Annotated in this window: 12 protein-coding genes and 1 riboswitch; of the genes, 8 read left to right on the top strand and 4 right to left on the bottom strand. The window is 72.0% G+C overall.

What is annotated here, in order from left to right; genetic code table 11:
- Positions 1 to 4: 4 nt before the first annotated feature.
- The 3 genes from KA711_07395 to KA711_07385 are packed head-to-tail and all read right to left on the bottom strand — an operon-like array spanning position 5 to position 3,653.
- The gene (locus KA711_07395) at positions 5 to 937 is read right to left on the bottom strand and encodes an LD-carboxypeptidase (GenBank protein ID MCM0608807.1); all 933 of its coding nucleotides are present in this window, start codon (positions 935 to 937) and stop codon (positions 5 to 7) included.
- Positions 934 to 2,766, bottom strand: coding sequence for a bicyclomycin resistance protein (locus tag KA711_07390; GenBank protein ID MCM0608806.1), 1,833 nt, complete (start codon positions 2,764 to 2,766; stop codon positions 934 to 936). The genes KA711_07395 and KA711_07390 overlap by 4 nt, the downstream gene beginning before the upstream one ends.
- Complete coding sequence (locus KA711_07385) at positions 2,763 to 3,653, bottom strand: HAD-IIB family hydrolase (GenBank protein MCM0608805.1); 891 nt, start codon at positions 3,651 to 3,653, stop codon at positions 2,763 to 2,765. The genes KA711_07390 and KA711_07385 overlap by 4 nt, the downstream gene beginning before the upstream one ends.
- A gap of 153 nt (positions 3,654 to 3,806) precedes the next feature.
- A riboswitch (S-adenosyl-L-homocysteine riboswitch) is annotated at positions 3,807 to 3,882 on the top strand.
- Between the two features lie 91 nt (positions 3,883 to 3,973).
- Here KA711_07385 and KA711_07380 point away from each other — a divergent pair.
- From KA711_07380 to metF, 6 genes are all read left to right on the top strand, one after another.
- The gene (locus KA711_07380; protein ID MCM0608804.1) at positions 3,974 to 5,407 is read left to right on the top strand and encodes an adenosylhomocysteinase; all 1,434 of its coding nucleotides are present in this window, start codon (positions 3,974 to 3,976) and stop codon (positions 5,405 to 5,407) included.
- 88 nt (positions 5,408 to 5,495) lie between these two features.
- Positions 5,496 to 5,909 (top strand): Arc family DNA-binding protein, encoded by a 414-nt coding sequence (locus tag KA711_07375; GenBank protein MCM0608803.1) that lies wholly within the window; start codon positions 5,496 to 5,498, stop codon positions 5,907 to 5,909.
- A gap of 17 nt (positions 5,910 to 5,926) precedes the next feature.
- On the top strand, positions 5,927 to 6,367 hold the full coding sequence (locus KA711_07370; GenBank protein ID MCM0608802.1) for a PIN domain-containing protein: 441 nt from the start codon (positions 5,927 to 5,929) through the stop codon (positions 6,365 to 6,367).
- Between the two features lie 69 nt (positions 6,368 to 6,436).
- Positions 6,437 to 9,601 (top strand): site-specific DNA-methyltransferase, encoded by a 3,165-nt coding sequence (locus KA711_07365; protein ID MCM0608801.1) that lies wholly within the window; start codon positions 6,437 to 6,439, stop codon positions 9,599 to 9,601.
- Positions 9,602 to 9,614: 13 nt separating this feature from the next.
- Positions 9,615 to 12,896, top strand: coding sequence for a DEAD/DEAH box helicase family protein (locus KA711_07360; protein ID MCM0608800.1), 3,282 nt, complete (start codon positions 9,615 to 9,617; stop codon positions 12,894 to 12,896).
- On the top strand, positions 12,893 to 13,729 hold the full coding sequence (gene metF / locus KA711_07355) for a methylenetetrahydrofolate reductase [NAD(P)H] (GenBank protein ID MCM0608799.1): 837 nt from the start codon (positions 12,893 to 12,895) through the stop codon (positions 13,727 to 13,729). The genes KA711_07360 and metF overlap by 4 nt, the downstream gene beginning before the upstream one ends.
- 34 nt (positions 13,730 to 13,763) lie before the next feature.
- Here metF and KA711_07350 read toward each other — a convergent pair whose 3' ends face one another.
- Positions 13,764 to 14,360, bottom strand: coding sequence for a 5-formyltetrahydrofolate cyclo-ligase (locus KA711_07350; GenBank protein ID MCM0608798.1), 597 nt, complete (start codon positions 14,358 to 14,360; stop codon positions 13,764 to 13,766).
- Positions 14,361 to 14,525: 165 nt separating this feature from the next.
- Here KA711_07350 and KA711_07345 point away from each other — a divergent pair, with 165 nt between their 5' ends.
- Entirely contained in the window at positions 14,526 to 16,610 is a 2,085-nt protein-coding gene (locus tag KA711_07345; protein MCM0608797.1) for a transglycosylase SLT domain-containing protein, read from the top strand.
- Between the two features lie 20 nt (positions 16,611 to 16,630).
- Positions 16,631 to 17,575, top strand: coding sequence for a complex I NDUFA9 subunit family protein (locus KA711_07340; GenBank protein MCM0608796.1), 945 nt, complete (start codon positions 16,631 to 16,633; stop codon positions 17,573 to 17,575).
- Positions 17,576 to 17,581: the final 6 nt, after the last annotated feature.

Genomic DNA, 17,581 nt, shown 5'->3' with positions numbered 1-17,581 from the left:
GGTGTCAGGCCACCGCGGGCGCCAGCAGCCGCAGCGTGCCGGCGTCGGCATCCAGCTCCGCCGGCACGCCCAGCGGCAATGTCCACTGGGTGCCGATGTGGCCGAAGGCGGCGTTGCGCAGCACCGGCACGCCCAAGGCCCCGAGGTGGTCGGCCAGGATCTCGTCGAGCGTCAGCGTGCCGTAGCTGCCCTCACTGGGCTTGCAGTTCGTGAACCCCCCCAGCACGACACCGGCCACACGCGCCAGGTGGCCGCCGAGCGCCAGGGTGGTGAACATGCGGTCGACGCGGTAGAGGTACTCGTTCACGTCTTCCAGGAACAGGATCGCGCCGGTGAGGTCGGGGAAGTGCGGCGTGCCGGCCAGCGAGGTGAGCACCGCCAGGTTGCCGCCCTGCAGCGGCCCGCGCGCCACGCCGCCGCGCAGCGGGCGCGGCGGGCGCTCAGGCGGGTTGCGCAGCAGCGGCGCCTCGGCGGCCATGGCCACGGCGCGGAAGTGCTGCACCGAGAAGGCGGACCAGTCCGAGCGGGCCAGCGGCGAATGCAAGGCGACGAGCCCCGTGGCCCGGTGCACGGCCGTGATCAGCGCCGTGATGTCGGAGTAGCCGCCGAGCAGCTTGGGGTGGCGCGCGATGAGGCCCATGTCCAGCAGCGGCAGCACGCGGTTGGCGCCGCTGCCGCCGGTGACGGCCAGGATGCCGGCGATGTCGGGCGCTGAGAACATCGCGTGCAGGTCGTCGGCGCGCTGCTGCGGCGTGCCGGCCATGTGGCCGCAGCGCGCCCGCAGGTTGGGCGCCTCGCGCGTGTTCAGGCCCAGGGCGCGCAGCGACGCGTGGGCGCGCTCATAGGCCTCGTCCTCGTGCAGCGCACCGCTGGGGTTGACGAAGCCGAGGGTGTCGCCGTCGCGCAGGCGCGGCGGGCGCAGCAGGGGTCGTGTCATGAGGGCTCGGGCCTGCGGTGCGGCTCGATGTCGACCGACTCGAACCAGTTGTTCCAGAACAGCGGCCGGCGGTAGCCCACCAGCCAGGGCTGCAGCAGCGCCGTGGCCGCCAGGTGGGTGCGCAGCTTGTAGGGCATCCAGGCCACGCTCAGCCGCTTGGCGTGGTCGAACAGGGCCTCGCGCTCGGGGCCGTCGGGCAGGGCCTGCAGCCGTGCCAGCGTGGCGTTCATCTCGGGCAGGTCGAAACGCGCCAGGTTGATGCCGCCCGCGGCCTTGCCTTCGTAGCGCAGCAGGCCCTCGATGCCGTCGGGCGCGGCGGCCCGGCCGCTCACGCTCCACAGCATCAGCTTGCCGGCGCGGGCGGCCTTGTACTGCTCGGGCCACTGCGCCGTCTGGAAGCGGATGCGCAGGCCGATGGCCGTCATGTCGCGCTTCATCAGCTCGTCGTAGCGGCGCATTTCCTGCGCCGGCTGGGTGGCCATCTCCAGCACGAAGCGCTGGCCTTCGGGGGTCTCGCGCCAGCCGTCGCCGTCGCGGTCGCGCCAGCCGTAGACCTCGAGCAGCGCGCGCGCCCGGGCCGGGCTGTAGTCGCTCATCTCGCTCTTCCAGCCGGGGTGGTAGCCGCTCAGGTGCACCGCCACCGGCGACTGCGCCACCACGGCCGAGCCGTGGCGCAGCAGCTCCACCTCGCGCGGCACGTCGATGGCCAGCGCGATGGCGCGGCGCAGCGCCACGCGCTCGGGCGTGTAGCCGCCCACCAGCGGATGCGCCATGTTGAACATCGTGTAGTAGGTGCTGGGCAGCACGGCGGATTCGGCGCGGATGCCGCGGCGGCGCAGGTTGGGCGCCAGCCGGCCGCCGGGCAGGGCCACCGGCAGGAAGCCGTCGGGCAGTTCGACCCAGTCGTGGTCGCCGTTCAGGAAGGCCAGCCACATCGGCTGCTTCTCGTCGATGACGTCGATCTCGACGCGGTCCACCATGGGCACGCGGCGGCCCTTCAGGCGCGCCAGGATGGCCTGGCCTTCGAGATCGTCGGCCGCCGGCTCGGCGTCGTACAGCACCCGGCGGTACTGCGGGTTGCGCTCGAGCACGATGCGCGAGGCGCGCCGCCACTCGGCCAGCCGGAACGGGCCCGTGCCCACCGGGTGCTGCATGCTGAGCTCGCCATGGGCCTCGATGACCTCGCGCGCCACGGTGGCCGTGGCGGCGCTGGCCAGCCACTGGGCAATCCGCGGCCGGCCGGCGTCGAGCTCAAGGCGCAGCGTGTGGCGGTCCAGCACCTGCAGGCCCGGGATCGGGCGGTCGTAATCGAAAGGCTGCTTGCGCTCGATGGCCTCGCGGCGCAGCGCGGCCAGGCCGGCGATGCCCACCTGCTCGGCCGCGCTCCAGCCGGGGCTGCGCGTGGCCGGGTCGGCCAGACGCCTGAGGCTGTAGGCCACATCGGCGGCCACCAGCTCGCGCGGGGCGCCGCCCGTGGTGGCGGCAAAGGCCGGGTCGGGCGTGAAGTGGATGCCGGGCTTGAGGCGCACCGTCCAGCTGCGGAAGTCGGCGCTGGGCTCGGGCAGGGCCAGCGCGGTGCGCGGGCGCAGCTTCACGGGGCGGGCCAGCGGGTCGAACTCCACCAGCGTCTCGAAGATGTGGCTGGTGATGCGCAGCGAGCGCGCATCGCCCACGCGGGCGGGGTCGAAGCCGGTTTCGCTCTCGCTGGCCAGGCGCAGCACCTTGGGCGCCGGGGCCGCGGGCTGCGCCCCCACGGCGGCGGGCAGCGCCAGCGCGGCGGCGGCCTGCAGCAGGCCGCGGCGGCGGGGGTCGTGCGCGGCGGCGCTCACGGCCCCGCTCCGGCGCGGTGGGCCCGCAGCAGGGTGGCCACCTCGGCAAAGCCGGCGCCGCGCTCGCCCTCGGTGTGCCAGGCCGGCACGTGGCGCAGTGTTGCCAGGCCGGGCATCAGGTTGGCCACGCCCACCGAGTGCGGCACGCGCGCGAACAGGGCCTCGTCGTTGGGCGAGTCGCCCACGAACACCCAGCGCGCGGCGTCCTGCGCCAGGCTCTGGCCGAACAGGCGGCCCAGCATCCAGTCGGCGCCGCGGGCCTTGTCGTGCGTGCCGATCCAGCCGTTGACGTGGATGGAGCTGACACTGACCTGCAGGCCTTCGGCGCGCATCAGCGCCACGACCTGGGCGATGCCGGGCGCGTCGAGCCGCGCGAACTCGGCGTGGTCGATGGCGATGTCGGTCTCGCGACCGGCGCTGTCGCGCGCCAGGCTCGCCCCGGGCACCTCGGCAACGATGCGCGCCGCCACCGCCGCCAGGCGGCGGGCGTTGCGCCCGCGCGTGGCCGTGTCCTGCAGGTACTCGGTGCGGAGCGGGCCGCCCGCGGCCTGCCGCCACAGCGCCACGGCGCCGTTTTCGGCCACCACCGCCGTCAGCGGCCAGGCGCCGGTGTGCTCGCGGCACCAGCCCACCGGCCGGCCCGTGACGGCCAGCACCGGCACGCCGGCCTCGTGCAGCGCCTGCAGCGCCTGCAGGGCCGCCGGCTCGATGTGGCCATCGCGGGTGAGCGTGTCGTCGATGTCGGTGAGCAGGCCGACGATGCCGCGCCAGGCGCCGGCAGGCAGCGTGCGCAGCGGCGCGGGCGCCGCGGTCTTGATCGAAGCGCCCCGATGCACCGCGGCCGTGCGCGAACGCGTCGCCTCAAGCAGCCTGGGGGACCGATCCATGGCCGGGCATTCTGCGGCAAGCGCCCCGCCCCGCCACGGGACCGCCCGCGTCCGGCGCGCGCCTGGGCCGCTGGCAAACGCGGACCTGACGATCCACCCCGGCCGTGAAATCCACACGCCCCCGCGTTTGCGGGGATTCGCTACACTGCTGGCCGCTGCCGAGGAGCGTTGCAACCTTCATCCCGAAGGCCAGGCTCGGAGCCCTTCCTTGCAACCGCGCTCACCTGCACGAGGTTACTCGTGGGTGAGTGGACGTGAATTCCCCCTCCCCCGCTGCCGCGTGCAGGCCCGTCAACGACCCTCCGTTGGAGCCTGCTTCCATGAACGCCGTTCTCAAGCCCCTGCACACCGACGCATACGCCGTCGCCGACCTCAGCCTCGCCGACTGGGGCCGCAAGGAAATCAAGATCGCCGAGACCGAGATGCCCGGTCTCATGGCCATCCGCGAGGAATACGCCGCCCGGCAACCGCTGAAGGGCGCGCGCATCACCGGCAGCCTGCACATGACGATCCAGACCGCCGTGCTGATCGAGACGCTGCAGGCGCTCGGCGCCGACGTGCGCTGGGCCAGCTGCAACATCTTCAGCACGCAGGACCACGCCGCCTCGGCGCTGGTGGTCAAGGGCACGCCGGTGTTCGCCTACAAGGGCGAGACGCTGGTCGACTACTGGGACTACACGCACCGCATCTTCGAATTCGGCGCCCCGGGCAGCCAGGGCGAAGGCCCGAACATGATCCTCGACGACGGCGGCGACGCCACGCTGCTGATGCACCTGGGCAAGAAGGCCGAGAAAGATCTGTCGGTGCTGGCCAACCCGGGCAGCGAGGAAGAGGAGATCCTGTTCGCCGCCATCAAGGCCAAGCTCAAGATTGACGCCACCTGGTACAGCCGCAAGGGCGCCGAGATCATCGGCGTGACGGAAGAGACGACCACCGGCGTGCACCGCCTCAAGGAGATGAGCGCCCGCGGCACGCTGATGTTCCGCGCCATCAACGTGAACGACAGCGTCACCAAGAGCAAGTTCGACAACCTCTACGGCTGCCGCGAGAGCCTGGTCGACGCCATCAAGCGCGCGACCGACGTGATGATCGCCGGCAAGGTGGCCGTGGTGGCCGGCTACGGCGACGTGGGCAAGGGCTCGGCCCAGGCGCTGCGCGCCCTTTCCGCCCAGGTGTGGGTGACCGAGATCGACCCCATCAACGCCCTGCAGGCCGCGATGGAGGGCTACAAGATCGTCACCATGGAGTACGCCGCCGACAAGGCCGACATCTTCGTCAGCGCCACCGGCAACAAGAGCGTCATCACGCGCCAGCACATGGAGGCCATGAAGGACGAGGCCATCGTCTGCAACATCGGCCACTTCGACAACGAGATCGACGTGGCCGCGCTGGCCGACTGCACCTGGGACGAGATCAAGCCGCAGGTCGACCACGTCGTCTTCCCCGACGGCAAGAAGATCATCATGCTGGCCAAGGGCCGCCTGGTGAACCTGGGCTGCGGCACGGGCCACCCGAGCTTCGTGATGAGCGCGAGCTTCGCCAACCAGACGATCGCGCAGATCGAGCTCTTCAGCCACCCCGACAGCTACGACATCGGCAAGGTCTACGTGCTGCCCAAGCACCTGGACGAGAAGGTGGCGCGCCTGCACCTCAAGAAGGTGGGTGCCATGCTCACCGAGCTGACGGACGAGCAGGCCGCCTACATCGGCGTGCCCAAGCAGGGGCCGTTCAAGGCCGAGACCTACCGGTACTGAGGCGTGGCGCCAAGGCGCCCGCCGGGCGCCTTGATTCACCCGCGGCATGGCGCCAAAATGGCGCCATGGTTCCATTGTGGAGGCAGTCATGGGTGTCAGCCTGTCGATCAAGGACGTCCCCGAGGCCATCGCGGCCCGGTTGCGGCAACGCGCCCAGCGCAACCACCGCTCCCTGCAAAGGGAGCTGATGGCGCTGGTGGAGGAGGCCGTGGCCGAGCCCGCGCAACCCGCAAGCGCGGCAGGCCCCGCTACGGCCTTGCGCTTCGGGGAGCCTCCGGCCGCCTACGCGCAGGCGCCGTCGGGGCCGGCCCTCGGATCGGCGCTGCCACCCCCCGATGCGGGATCCGACGGGCTCCTGGCCGAGCTGGACCGCATCGTCGAAGGCAGCCGCTGGGGCGATGCGCCGGTGCTGGGCCGCGACCCGTTGCACGACCGAGCCCTCGCCCGCGAACTCGACTTCGACTGCCGCGAAGCCGAGCTGAAGCAGGCCCGCGCACGCTGACGATGCGGTTCGACGGCATGGCCACGCCCTACTTCCTGGACACCAACATCCTCGTGTACGCCACCTCGCTGGCCGAGAGCCACGCGCCCAGGCGCGAGGCCGCACGCGCCTGGATGGCACGCACCGACTGGGGCGTCTCCACCCAGGTGCTGATGGAGCTGTACGCCCAGGCGCGCCAGCCGCGCCACGGGCTGCTGCCCACCGCGGCGCAGGCCCTGGTGGAGCGCATCGCCGCGCGCCGGCCGGTGGTGCCCGTTGACAGCGCCATCGTGCTGGAAGCGCTGGCCTTGCGGCACCGCCACTACCTCTCGCACTGGGACGCCGCCATCCTGTGCGCCGCCCGACGCCTGGGCGCCCACACCGTCGTCAGCGAAGACATGGTGCCCGGGCAGGACTACGGCGGCGTGCGCGTGCTCAACCCCTTCCAGGGTGCGCTGCCGGCCCCCACGCAGGCCTGAGATGGGCCTCACCCATGGCCTGCGCCTTGAGCCCCGCATGGACACCCCACCTTCGACACCGAGCATCCCATGAGCACCGCACGCCAGCGCTTCCTTGAGCTTCTTCGGCGCGACATCCTCGAGCTCGACGCCGCCGAGTTGGACTTCGGCATCTACCGCGTGCTGAACCACCGCCGCGCCGAGCTGGAGGCCTTTCTGGCCACCGAACTGCCCGCGCGCATCACGGCCGCGCTGGCCCGCCTGCCCGGCCTGGCCACCGAAGACGAAGAGGCCCGCGTCTACAACGCTCTGTTCACCTTCTTCAACCGCTACTACGACAGCGGCGACTTCCTGCCCCGCCAGCGCCGCGGCAAGACCGGGCGCTACAGCGTGCCGTACGACGGCAGCGACACCCATTTCCACTGGGCCACCAAGGGCAGCCACTACGTGAAGAGCGGCGAGCGCTTTGCCGCCTATGCCTACCGCCAGGCCGACGGCACCCGCGTGCGGCTGGTGGTGCAGGCCGCCAACGTGGAGCGCGACAACGCCAAGGGCGCGCAGCGCCACTACCTGCCCGTGGCCCTGCACGCGCCGGGGGGCGACCACCCCGATGAGTGGCGCCTGGCCTTCGAGCACCGCCCGCTGGCCGACGACGAGGCCAAGGCCGCGGGCGCGCTGCGCAAGCCCCGCGGCGGCTCCGCGGCCACCGACGAAGCGCCCGATGCCGACGAGGCCACCGCCACCGAAGGCGCCAGCGTGCAGGAACGCATCGTCAACGCCTGGTTCGCCAAAGCCACCGCGTCCGCCAGCGTGCCGGCCCGCATCGACGCCGCGCTGCTGCAACGCCACGCCCTGCGCTACGCCAAGGGCCAGAGCACCGATTTCTTCGTCCACCCGCAGCTGGGCCCCTTCCTGCGCGACGAGCTCGACCACTACCTGCAGACGGAGTTCGTGCACCTGTGGGACCTGCCCGACGCCGCGCTGGCGCGCGAACGCGGCAAGCTGGCCGTGGCGCGCGACATCGGCCGCGCCCTCATCACCGTGCTCGCGGCACTCGAAGACCTGCAGGCCGCCCTGTTCGAGAAGCGCAAGTTCGTGATGCAGGCGCACTACCTGGTGCAGTGTTCGTGGCTGGCGCGGCAGGGTGCTGATGGCGCGGCGCTGGTGCAGCAGGCCTGCCTGCATGCGCCACAGGTGGCGCGCTGGCGGCAGTGGCTGGGCGAGCCCGAGGGCAGCACCGTCACGGGCGCCGAGGTGCTGGCGCGCTGCCCGCACCTCCCGCTGGACACGGCCTTGTTCGACGAGGCCTTCCAGTGGGCAGTGCTGGCCGCGGTGCCCGACCTGCAGGCCGCCCTGGGCGGCGTGCTGGTGCACGGCGACAACTACGCGGCGCTGCGCACGCTGCAGGCGCAGTGGCGGGAGGCGGTGAAGTGCATTTACATCGATCCGCCGTACAACACGGATGCCTCTCCCATTGACTACAAGAACGGGTTTCGCGAATCCAGCTGGATTTCCTTGATGACCGAGCGCGTTGAGTGCGCCAAATCACTGCTTCCGTCAGACGGAGTTCTTGTTGCAGCCATCGACGATGCAGAGGAATCAGAACTTCGTCTCCTTCTGAATTCGTTGTTTAAGGACAACCTGCTTGGCACAGTGCCCGTTAGGTCGAACCCGTCAGGAAGGCCGACGAAGCGCGGATTTTCAGTTGCCCATGAGTACATGCATTTCGTGGGCCGCTCTGAGCTTTCGACTATTGGCCGTATGAATCCAACCGATGAACAGGCTGCGCGATTCAACGAAGCCGACGAACAAGGCCCGTTTGAGTGGAGAAATCTGAGGCGCGAAGGCTCGAATTCGGACAGGGAAGCTAGGCGCGCCTTGCACTACCCGATTTTTGTTTCCAACGCCGGGCTTAGGGTTCCCCGAATGACCTGGGACGAGGACACCGAGGAGTGGGAACTGCAAGAGAAGCCGCAGCGCGGAGAACAGATCGTGCTGCCTCTCGATGACAAGGGCAATGAAAAGACTTGGCGCTGGGGTCACGAGAAAGTGGCAAACAGTCCGAATGAAGTTGCGGTTCGCGAAGACCGTTCGGGCAAGCTGTACCCGTATTGCAAGCGACGGCCAAACGAAGAAGGCGTGGTTGCGGTAACGGCATGGTTTGGTGCGCGGTATAGCGCAACCGAGCATGGGACAGCCCTCTTGAAGAAGTTGTTTCGAAAGTCGCCATTCAAGTACCCAAAGTCTCTATTTGCAGTCTTGGATTCGATCTATGTCGCTGGTGCCTCCAACCCGAACGCCGTCACTCTCGATTTCTTCGCCGGCTCCGGCACCACCGCCCACGCCGTCATCAACCTGAACCGCGACGACGGCGGCGCGCGGCGCTTCATCCTGGTGGAGCAAGGCGAGTATTTCGACACCGTCACGCTGCCGCGGGTGGCCAAGGTGATGGCCTGCCCCGAATGGAAAGACGGCCGGCCCAAAGAAGGCGTGCTGCACCAGCCCGCCGCGGGCGAAGAAGCCGACGAGCACTGGGCCGCCCGCACACTGCCCATCGTGCAGGTGCTGCGCATTGAACGTTACGAAGACAGCCTGGACGCCCTGGCCCTGCCCGGCGCCACGGCCGCGGCCGGCCAGGCCGAGCTGGCCGGCTTCGACGCGCTGCTGCGCTACGTGCTGGGCACGGTGGCCCAGGCGCAGGCGCCCGCCAACCCGGTGCGCCTGTCCACCGCTGCGCTCAGGCGCCCGCTGGACTACCGCCTGCCCACCGTCTGGGAAGGCCAGGCCGTGGAACGCCCGGTGGACCTGCTGCACACATCCCTGCTGCTGCTGGGCCTGCACCCGGTGCGCCTGCGCCAGTTGGTGCGCCCCGCCGCCGCCGGTGGCGGCACCGCACTGCTGGCCGAGGTGCGCCCGCACCGCCCCGGCCAGCCCGCCAGCACCGTGCCGCTGGAACTGCTGCTGCTGCGCGAACACGACCTGGAAGACCTGCCGCCCGAGGCCCAGGGTCCGCGCGCCCAGGCCGAGTACGACTGGCTGGCCCGGGCCGTGCAGCAGGCTTTCGGCCGCAGCCTGGCCAGCTACGCCCGCGTGCACCACAACCGCGACCTGCTGCTGCCGGGGGCTGGCGAGCGCGGCGAGTCCATCGACGCCGCGCTGGCCGCTGCCATGTGGCAACGCGATCCGGCGTTCAGCCCCGCCAGCCCTGCACAGGCCGGGGTGCCGGCGATGGCCGATGCGGCCGCGGCGGACTGAACCGGAACGGCCCATGCCCAGCCGCACAGCCCCTGCGCGCGCGCCCTCGCGCCCGGCCCTGAACAGGCGGCCGCCGTTCACCGCCAGCCTGCTGCTGCCCCGCGCATTTGCCGCCGCCTTCGGCCTGCGCGAGGCCGAGCTGCAGCCGCTGCTGCGCGGCGCCGACCCGGGGCGCGACGCCGCCGGGAGCAGCGGCTGCGCGCGCGCACTCGGCGCGGTGCCGGGCGCCGCCCGCCTGGCCGATGCGTTGCGCCGCTGGGACATCGCCATCGGCCAGCACGAGGCCGCCATCGGCAGCGCCCGCGCCGCCCATGCGCTGGCCGCCGGCACACCGGTGATGCCCTTGCGCTTGACGCACTTCCAGTGGCTGGCCTGTGCGGTGGTGGAGTGGCACCTGGAGGCCCTGGTGCGCGACACCGCGGCCCACGTAGCCGCCATCGAGGCCCTGCGCGAGCGCGAGCTGCCGCACCTGCCGCCCTACACCGCGGCCGATGCGCGCAAGCTGGCCTGCTTCATGGCCACGGGCGCGGGCAAGACGCTGGTGCTGCACATGAACCTGCGGCAGTTCCTGGCGCACGACCTGTTCGAGCCGCAACAGCTGCTGCTGATCACCCCGGGCGAAGGCCTCTCGCGCCAGCATGCCGACGAGCTGCAGGCCTCCGGCCTGGGCGCCCTGGGCGTGCGCATCACCGAGATCACCAAGTTCTACGTCGATGGCCCCGGCGCCCGGCGGCCCAAGAAGGGCGTGAGCGAACCCACTTCGCGTTTCGAGGGCCCCAACCTGCTGCTGGTGGACGAAGGCCACAAGGGCGGCAACAGCGGCGGCGAGAAAGACTGGAAGGCCATCCGCGAGGCCCTGGCCGCAGGCAGCACCGAGGCGCAGGCCGGCTTCACATTCGAGTACTCGGCCACCTTCGCGCAGATTGCCGACAAGGACGAGGCGCTGTACGACGAATACGCCCGCTGCGTGGCGGTGGACTTCGGCTACGCCCGGTTCTGGCGCGAGGGCTACGGCAAGCAGCCGCGGCAGATCAACGCCGGCCAGGCGGCGGGCGCCGACTTCGCGCTCACGGCCGGGCTGCTGGCCTTCTACCAGCAGCGGCTGGCCTGGGCCGAGCACGGCGATCTGGCCCGCGACGTGCTAGCCGCCGCACCGCTGATGGCGTGCGTGGGCAAGGACGTGACGGCCGGGGGCGCCGCCTCGGACGTGGCCGAGTTGCTGCGCTTTCTGGGCCGCGCCAGTGCCGACACCGCGTGGCTGGCGGGGCAGATGGCGCAGGTGCTGGCCGGTGCCGAGCCGGCGCAGGCCGAGATCGGCCTGCCGCCGCTGGACCTGCGCTGGCTGCGCCAGCGGCTGGCCGACCGGGGCTGGGGTGCTGCCGAGCTGGCCGCCGACGTGGCGCAGCGCGTGTTTGGCGGCCCCGGCCGGCTGAGCGTGCACCTGCTCAACCCGCAGGAGCTGGGCCTGAAATGCCTGGGCGCGGCCGACGACGCCTACTTTGGCGTGGTGCGCGTGGGCGAGGCCAAGAAGCTGGCCGACACCCTGGTGGCCGCCGACATTGCCGCAGCCGGCGAGCCCGACCGCATGGCCGGCAGCCTCTTCGCCCGGCTGGATGCCGACGAACGGCTCACGGTGCTGGTGGGCGCCAAGATGTTCATCGAAGGCTGGTCGAGCTGGCGCGTCAGCGCCTTGGGCTTGATGAACGTGGGGCGCAGCCCCGGGGCCGAGATCGTGCAACTGTTCGGCCGCGGCGTGCGGCTGCGCGGCCGGGGTTTCAGCCTGCAGCGCGACGACGACGCCCCCTTGCCGGTGCAGGTGCTGCAGAGCCTGCAGGTGTTTGGCGTGAAGGCCGACTACCTGGAGCAGTTCCTGGCCACCCTGGCGCTGGAGGGCGTGAAGTCCCAGGTGCTGCACGTGCCCGTGACGCTGCCCCACGAGCCACTGGCCGGGCTGGGGCTGAAGACCTTGCTCACGGGCGACGATCGCTTTGCCGGCTGCGTGGTCTTCAAGGCCGACGACGTGGCGCCCGAACACCCCTGCATCGACCCGCAGCTGCGCGCCACCGTGGGCCTGGCCGGCGCGCAGGTGCTGGGGCCGGCGGCGGTGCTCACGCCCTCTCTGGCGGGCTTCGTGGACACCGAAGTGGCCTACCAGCACGCGCTACAGGTGAAGCAGCGGCAGACGCTGGCGGGGCTGGTGTTCTCGGCGGCGGAATTGCAGCGCTGGCTGGGGCGGTGCACGGTGCGGGCGCCGCAGGGCTGGTTCGAGGTGCCCGCACACGGCGCAGCGCGGCGCGCAGCCACCGCATTGCAGGCGCTGGAAACCGGCCTTGTGCGGGCCTGGCGGCAGACCGAGCGACGCTGGCGCATGGGGCAGCTGAACGTAGCCGCGCTGGACGAGCACAACGCGGGCCTGCCGCGCCAACTGGTGGCAGGCCAGCCGCGCCTGGCTTGGCGGCTGGAAGTGGACGTGGCGCGCGGCGTGCAGAGCACCATCCTGGGTGCCGTGCAAAGTGTGGTGCAGCAGGGCTTGGCGCCCGAGGCGCTGATCGCCGACGTGCAGGCGGTGCTGGCCCGCCACGGCGCGCACCTTCTGGATCTGGTGCCGCGCGTGCAAGCCCTCATCGAGAACCACGCCGAGCTGCACCGCGACGCGTTGGCCCTGCCCTTGCCGCGGCTGCACGGATTGCCGCACCTGTTCACGCCGCTGCTGGCCGAGCAGGCGCTGCCAGCGGGCGCCGCGCACCCTGGGCATGCCGGCGAGCAACTCGGCCTGTTCGATGCCGGCAGCTGGACGGCCAACGCCGCCGTGCAGATTCGCCCTCCCGCCCTGAACCCGGGTGAAACCACGTTCGTGTGGAACCTGCGCGCCTGGTGGCAGCAGCGCCACGGCCAAGCGCCCTGGCAGGACATCAGCCTGTACCTGCTGCGCAACCCGGCCGCTGGCGGCCTGCGGCTGTGGCGCGACAGCGGCTTTGCGCCCGACTTCATGCTGTGGCTGCAGCGCGGGCCGCAGCAGGTGCTGGGCCTGGTCGACCCCAAGGGCTTCGCGCGGCAGTGGCCGCAAGACAAGATCGAACTGATCCAGGAGCTGGAAGCGCGCCCGCTTTCGATCCCGGTGCGCGGCGCGTTGCTGTCGGTGTCGGCACCGGACGCTGCGGCCTTTCCGCCGGGGCAAGACGCCACCCCCGACGCGCTGTGGCCGCAGCGCGTGCTGCTGCAGCACGACCCGTCGCACCTTGACCGTCTCATGAACCACCTGATGGCTGCCTTGAACGAGGCCCCGACGCAATGACATCCCCCATTCCCCTCTCCTTCGAGTTCTTCCCCCCCAACACCCCCGTCGGCAGCGAGAAGCTGAAGACGGTGGTGTCGGAGCTGGCCGCCATGCGGCCGGAGTTCTTCAGCGTCACCTACGGCGCCGGTGGCGCCACGCGCGAGAAGACGCTGGCCACGGTGAAAGACATCGCGGCGATGGGCCATGAGGCCGCGCCGCACCTGAGCTGCGTCGGCAGCACGCGCTTGGGGCTCGCGGAGATCCTCGACACCTACCGCGCGCAGGGCATCCGCCGGCTGGTGGCGCTGCGCGGCGACCTGCCCAGCGGCACCGCCGTGGCCGGCGAGTTCCGCTACGCCGCCGACCTGATCGCCTACGTGCGCCAGACGCAGGGCGCCGACTGGCACATCGAGGCCGCCGCCTACCCCGAATACCACCCGCAGCAGCGTTACGCGCGCAAGGACCTCGAGCACTTCGCGGCCAAGATGGGTGCCGGCGCCGACAGCGCGATCACGCAGTTCTTCTTCAACCCCGATGCCTACTTCCACTTCGTCGATGAGGCGCGCACGCTGGGGGTCGATGCGCCCATCGTGCCGGGCCTCATGCCGATACACAACTACGCCAAGATCGCACAGTTCGCGGCGCGCGACGGCATCGAGATCCCGCGCTGGGTTGCTCTCAAGATGGAGGGCTACCTGGACGACGCCGCCAGCGTGCGCGCCTTCGGCATCGAGGTCGTGGCCCGGCTGTGCGAGCGGCTGGTGGCCGGCGGCGCGCCGGCCATCCACTTCTACACGCTCAACCAGAGCACGCTCAGCCTGGACATCTGCCGCCGTCTGGGCTGGTTGTGAGCGCCTGGCGCGGGCGGCGCAGCGGCGCAGCGGGTCAGCCCCGGGGCCCGCGCCAGGCCAGACCTTCGTCGCTGAGCACGGCGTCCAGCGGCACGTCGTGCGGCTCGGCTTGGAGCCAGGGCACGAAGCCGTGCGCGTAGACCAGGCCCACCGTCACCGGCCGCGGCTCGATGGTGGCCAGGGTGCGGTCGTAGAAGCCGCCGCCATAGCCCAGGCGCACACCGCCCGGACCGTAGCCCACGCAGGGCACGAGCAGCAGCGTGGGGTGGAACACCGGGGTGTCCTTGGGCTTGGGGATGCCGTAGGCGTCTTCTTCCATCTCGCAGCCCGGAAACCACATCTGGAAGCGCAGCTGCCTGGTCTGCTTGTCGATCACCGGCAGGCCGATGACGCGCTTGCCGTCGGCCTCGGCCCAGCGGTAGAGCGCCGGCAGCGCGTCGAACTCGCCCTTGATCGGCCAGTAGGCGCCCACGGCCAGCTCCCGGCGCTCCAGCAGGTACACGCGCAGCACTTCCTGCAGGTGCATGGCGCGCTGGTGGCGGTCGATCAGGGTCTGGCGCTCGGCCTGCAACTGGCGGCGCAGCGACCTCTTGTTGCGCGAGGGTTCGAACGAAGGCAAGTTCAGCGACATGGCGGTGCGGCGTGCGGCATCGGCAACGCGCGATGACTCGTCGACGTATTGTCCGCCCATGGCCAGGCGGCGTCCGTCTCCGTCGCGCGCCGGCCCTCCTGGCGCAGGAAAGACTGCACAAGACGACCGACGCCCGCCAACGGGCGATGCGCTAGATTCGGCCGCATGAACCGCCCTATCCCGCCCTTGGGGAGAATCCTGCTGAGCACCGGCGCTGCGCTCCTGGCGCTGGGCGCGGTAGGCGCGCAGGCCCAGACGCCCCGCGGCACGGCCGCCACCGTGCTGGCCGCCGGCACCGACGAGACGCTGCTGCAAGCCCGGGAGGCGCTGCGCCGCAAGGACCAGGCGGCGCTGAACGCGGCGGCCACCAGCCTGCAGCGGGCTCGCCACCCGCTGGTGCAGTGGGCCGACTACTGGGCACTCACCAACCGCCTCGTCGAGGCGCGCCAGGCCGATCTGGACGCCTTCTACGCCCGCTGGCCCGGCACCTATGTCGAAGACCGGCTGCGCAACGACTGGCTGCTGGAACTGGGCGCCCGGCGTGACTGGGCCGGCATCCGCGCCGAGTTCCCGCGCTTTCGCATGAACGACGACCGCGAGGTCACCTGCTACGCCCTCATCACGCAGCACGAGGACGGCGTGGACGTGCGCGCCGCCGCCCGCGCCGCCTGGCTGGCGCAGCGCGAAGCCGACGACGGCTGCCAGCTGCTGGCCCGCACGCTGCGCGAGGCCGGTCGCCTGAGCGACGCCGACATCTGGGCCAAGGCCCGCAGCGCCACCGAGGCCAACCGGCCGCGCGCGCTGCGCGCCGCCGTGGCGCTGATCGACCCCGGGCTCGAGGACGTGGCCGATGCGCTGTGGAAAGACCCCCAGCGCTGGCTGCAGCGCCCGGCAAGGCCGCGGGCGGCGGTGTCGTTCGAGCTCGAGCTGCTGGCGCTCATGCGGCTGGCCGCCGCCGACCCCGAGGCCGCCGCCGCGCAGCTGGAGGCGCTGGCACCGGCCGATGACGCCGGCCGCGCCCGGCTGCCGCTGCTGCACCAGGCGCTGGCCTGGTCGCAGGTGGCGCGGCAGTCGGCGCTGAGGTTGCAGACGCAGGCGCTGGACCAGGCGCTGCGCGCCTGGAAGGCCTGGGACGCCGCCGCGCGCCCGGGCGGCGAGGTGCCGTTCAGCGGCGAGGCCCTGGCCTGGCAGGTGCGGGCCGCGCTGCGGGCGCCGGAGTCCGATGCGCGGCGCTGGCCGCTGGTGCAGGTGGCCATCGACGCCATGGCCCCGGCCGACCGCGCCGACGAGGCCTGGACCTATTGGCGAGCCCGCGCCGCGCTGGCGCAGGCCGGCGCCGGCCCGGCCGGCGAGGCCGCCCGCCAGCAGGGGCGCGACACGCTGCAGGCGCTGTCGACGCGGCTGAGCTTCTACGGCAAGCTGGCCACCGAGGAGCTGGGTCTGCGCGTCGCACTCCCGGCCGCCCCGGCGCCGCTGACCGACGCCGAGCGCGCCGCCGCGCGGCAGCGCCCGGGCCTGGAGCGCGCGCTGCAGCTCATCGCGTTGGGTCTGCGCAGCGACGGCAACCGCGAGTGGAACTTCACGCTGCGCGGCCTGACCGACCGCGAGCTGCTGGCCGCCGCCGACCTGGCCTGCTCGCGCGAGGTCTGGGACCGCTGCATCAACACCTCCGACCGCACGCGCACCGAGATCGACCTGCGCCAGCGCTTCCCCACCCCGTTCCGCGAGCAGGTGGTGGCCAAGGCGCGCCAGACCGGGCTGGACCCGGCGGTCGTCTTCGGCCTCATCCGCCAGGAGAGCCGCTTCATCATGGACGCGCGCTCCCACGTCGGCGCCTCGGGCCTGATGCAGCTGATGCCGGCCACCGCGCGCTGGACGGCCCAGCAGCTGGGGCTGGCCTGGAGCCCGGCGCTCATCAACGACCGCGACCTGAACCTGCTGCTGGGCAACACCTACCTCAAGCGTGTGCTCGACGACTTCGGCGGCTCGCTGGCCATGGCCGCCGCAGCCTACAACGCCGGCCCCGGCCGGCCGCGCCGCTGGCGCGAGGGCGCGAAGGTCGAAGCCGCGGCCTGGGCCGAGGGCATCCCGTTCAACGAAACGCGCGACTACGTCAAGAAGGTGCTGTCCAACAGCGTCTACTACGCCGCCGCGCTGGGCCAGCCGGTGCCGTCGATCAAGGCCCGGCTCGGGCCGCCCATCGCGCCGCGTGCGCCCGGCGAGCCGGCACCCAACCGCGAGCTTCCCTGACCATGCAGCTTCTTTCCTCCATGCACCGCGTGCTGGTGCTGGGCGGCAGCGGCTTCGTCGGCCGCGCGCTGTGCGAGCGCCTGGCGGAAAGCCACCCCGGCCTGCGCCTGCTGGTGCCGACGCGCCGCAACGCGCACGGGCAGGCCGTGCGCCCGCTGCCCAATGTCGATCTGGTGACCGCCGACGTGCACGACGAGGCCGCGCTCACCGGCCTGGTGGCGGGCGGCGACGCGGTGGTCAACCTCATCGCCATCCTGCACGGCAGCCAGGCCGCGTTCGAGCACGTGCACGTGGCGCTGCCGCGGCACATCGTGGCGGCCTGCCGCGCCGCGGGGGTGCAGCGGCTGGTGCACGTCAGCGCCCTGGGCGTGGCGGCCGACGCGCCGTCGCGCTATCTGCGCAGCAAGGCTGCGGGCGAGGCGGTGTTCACCGGCTCGGGCCTGGCGGTCACGGTGCTGCGGCCGTCGGTGATCTTCGGCGTGCACGACCGCTTCCTCAATGTGTTCGCGCAGCTGCAACGGCTGGCGCCCTTCATGCCGCTGGCCTTTGGCGCCGCGCGCTTCCAGCCGGTGTGGGTGGGCGACGTGGCCGGGGCCATCGCCGCCGCGCTGGACCGCCCCGACACCGCCGGCCAGGTGTTCGAGTGCGCCGGCCCGCGCGAGGCCACGTTGTCGGAGCTGGTGCGCCTGGCCGGGCGCTGGGCCGGCGTCGAGCGGCCGCAGCTTCCGCTGCCGGGCTGGGCCGGCTCGCTGCAGGCGCTGCTGATGGAGCTGCTGCCGGGGGAGCCGCTGATGTCGCGCGACAACGTGGCCTCGATGTCGGTGCCCAACGTGGCCGGCGGCACGCTGCCCGGCCTGGCCGAGCTGGGCATCGAGCCGGCGCCGCTGGAGGCCGTGGCACCCGGCTACCTGGCCGAACACGTCGGGCCCATGCTGCAGGACCGCTTCCGCGCGCGCCGTCGCTGATCAGGG

It is taken from the genome of Ideonella sp. WA131b, assembly GCA_023657425.1.
GTDB lineage: Bacteria > Pseudomonadota > Gammaproteobacteria > Burkholderiales > Burkholderiaceae_C > Rubrivivax.
The sequence above is the reverse complement of the archived record's forward strand: the minus strand, read 5'-3'. Positions and strand labels throughout refer to the sequence as shown.

What these genes read in the sequence shown, in the direction of transcription:
- KA711_07395 (MCM0608807.1), bottom strand. Translation starts at nt 937, where the DNA reads ATGACACGACCCCTGCTGCGCCCGCCGCGCCTGCGCGACGGCGACACC.
- KA711_07385 (MCM0608805.1), bottom strand. Translation starts at nt 3,653, where the DNA reads ATGGATCGGTCCCCCAGGCTGCTTGAGGCGACGCGTTCGCGCACGGCC.
- KA711_07380 (MCM0608804.1), top strand. Translation starts at nt 3,974, where the DNA reads ATGAACGCCGTTCTCAAGCCCCTGCACACCGACGCATACGCCGTCGCC.
- KA711_07375 (MCM0608803.1), top strand. Translation starts at nt 5,496, where the DNA reads ATGGGTGTCAGCCTGTCGATCAAGGACGTCCCCGAGGCCATCGCGGCC.
- KA711_07370 (MCM0608802.1), top strand. Translation starts at nt 5,927, where the DNA reads ATGGCCACGCCCTACTTCCTGGACACCAACATCCTCGTGTACGCCACC.
- KA711_07365 (MCM0608801.1), top strand. Translation starts at nt 6,437, where the DNA reads ATGAGCACCGCACGCCAGCGCTTCCTTGAGCTTCTTCGGCGCGACATC.
- KA711_07360 (MCM0608800.1), top strand. Translation starts at nt 9,615, where the DNA reads ATGCCCAGCCGCACAGCCCCTGCGCGCGCGCCCTCGCGCCCGGCCCTG.
- metF (MCM0608799.1), top strand. Translation starts at nt 12,893, where the DNA reads ATGACATCCCCCATTCCCCTCTCCTTCGAGTTCTTCCCCCCCAACACC.
- KA711_07350 (MCM0608798.1), bottom strand. Translation starts at nt 14,360, where the DNA reads ATGTCGCTGAACTTGCCTTCGTTCGAACCCTCGCGCAACAAGAGGTCG.
- KA711_07345 (MCM0608797.1), top strand. Translation starts at nt 14,526, where the DNA reads ATGAACCGCCCTATCCCGCCCTTGGGGAGAATCCTGCTGAGCACCGGC.
- KA711_07340 (MCM0608796.1), top strand. Translation starts at nt 16,631, where the DNA reads ATGCACCGCGTGCTGGTGCTGGGCGGCAGCGGCTTCGTCGGCCGCGCG.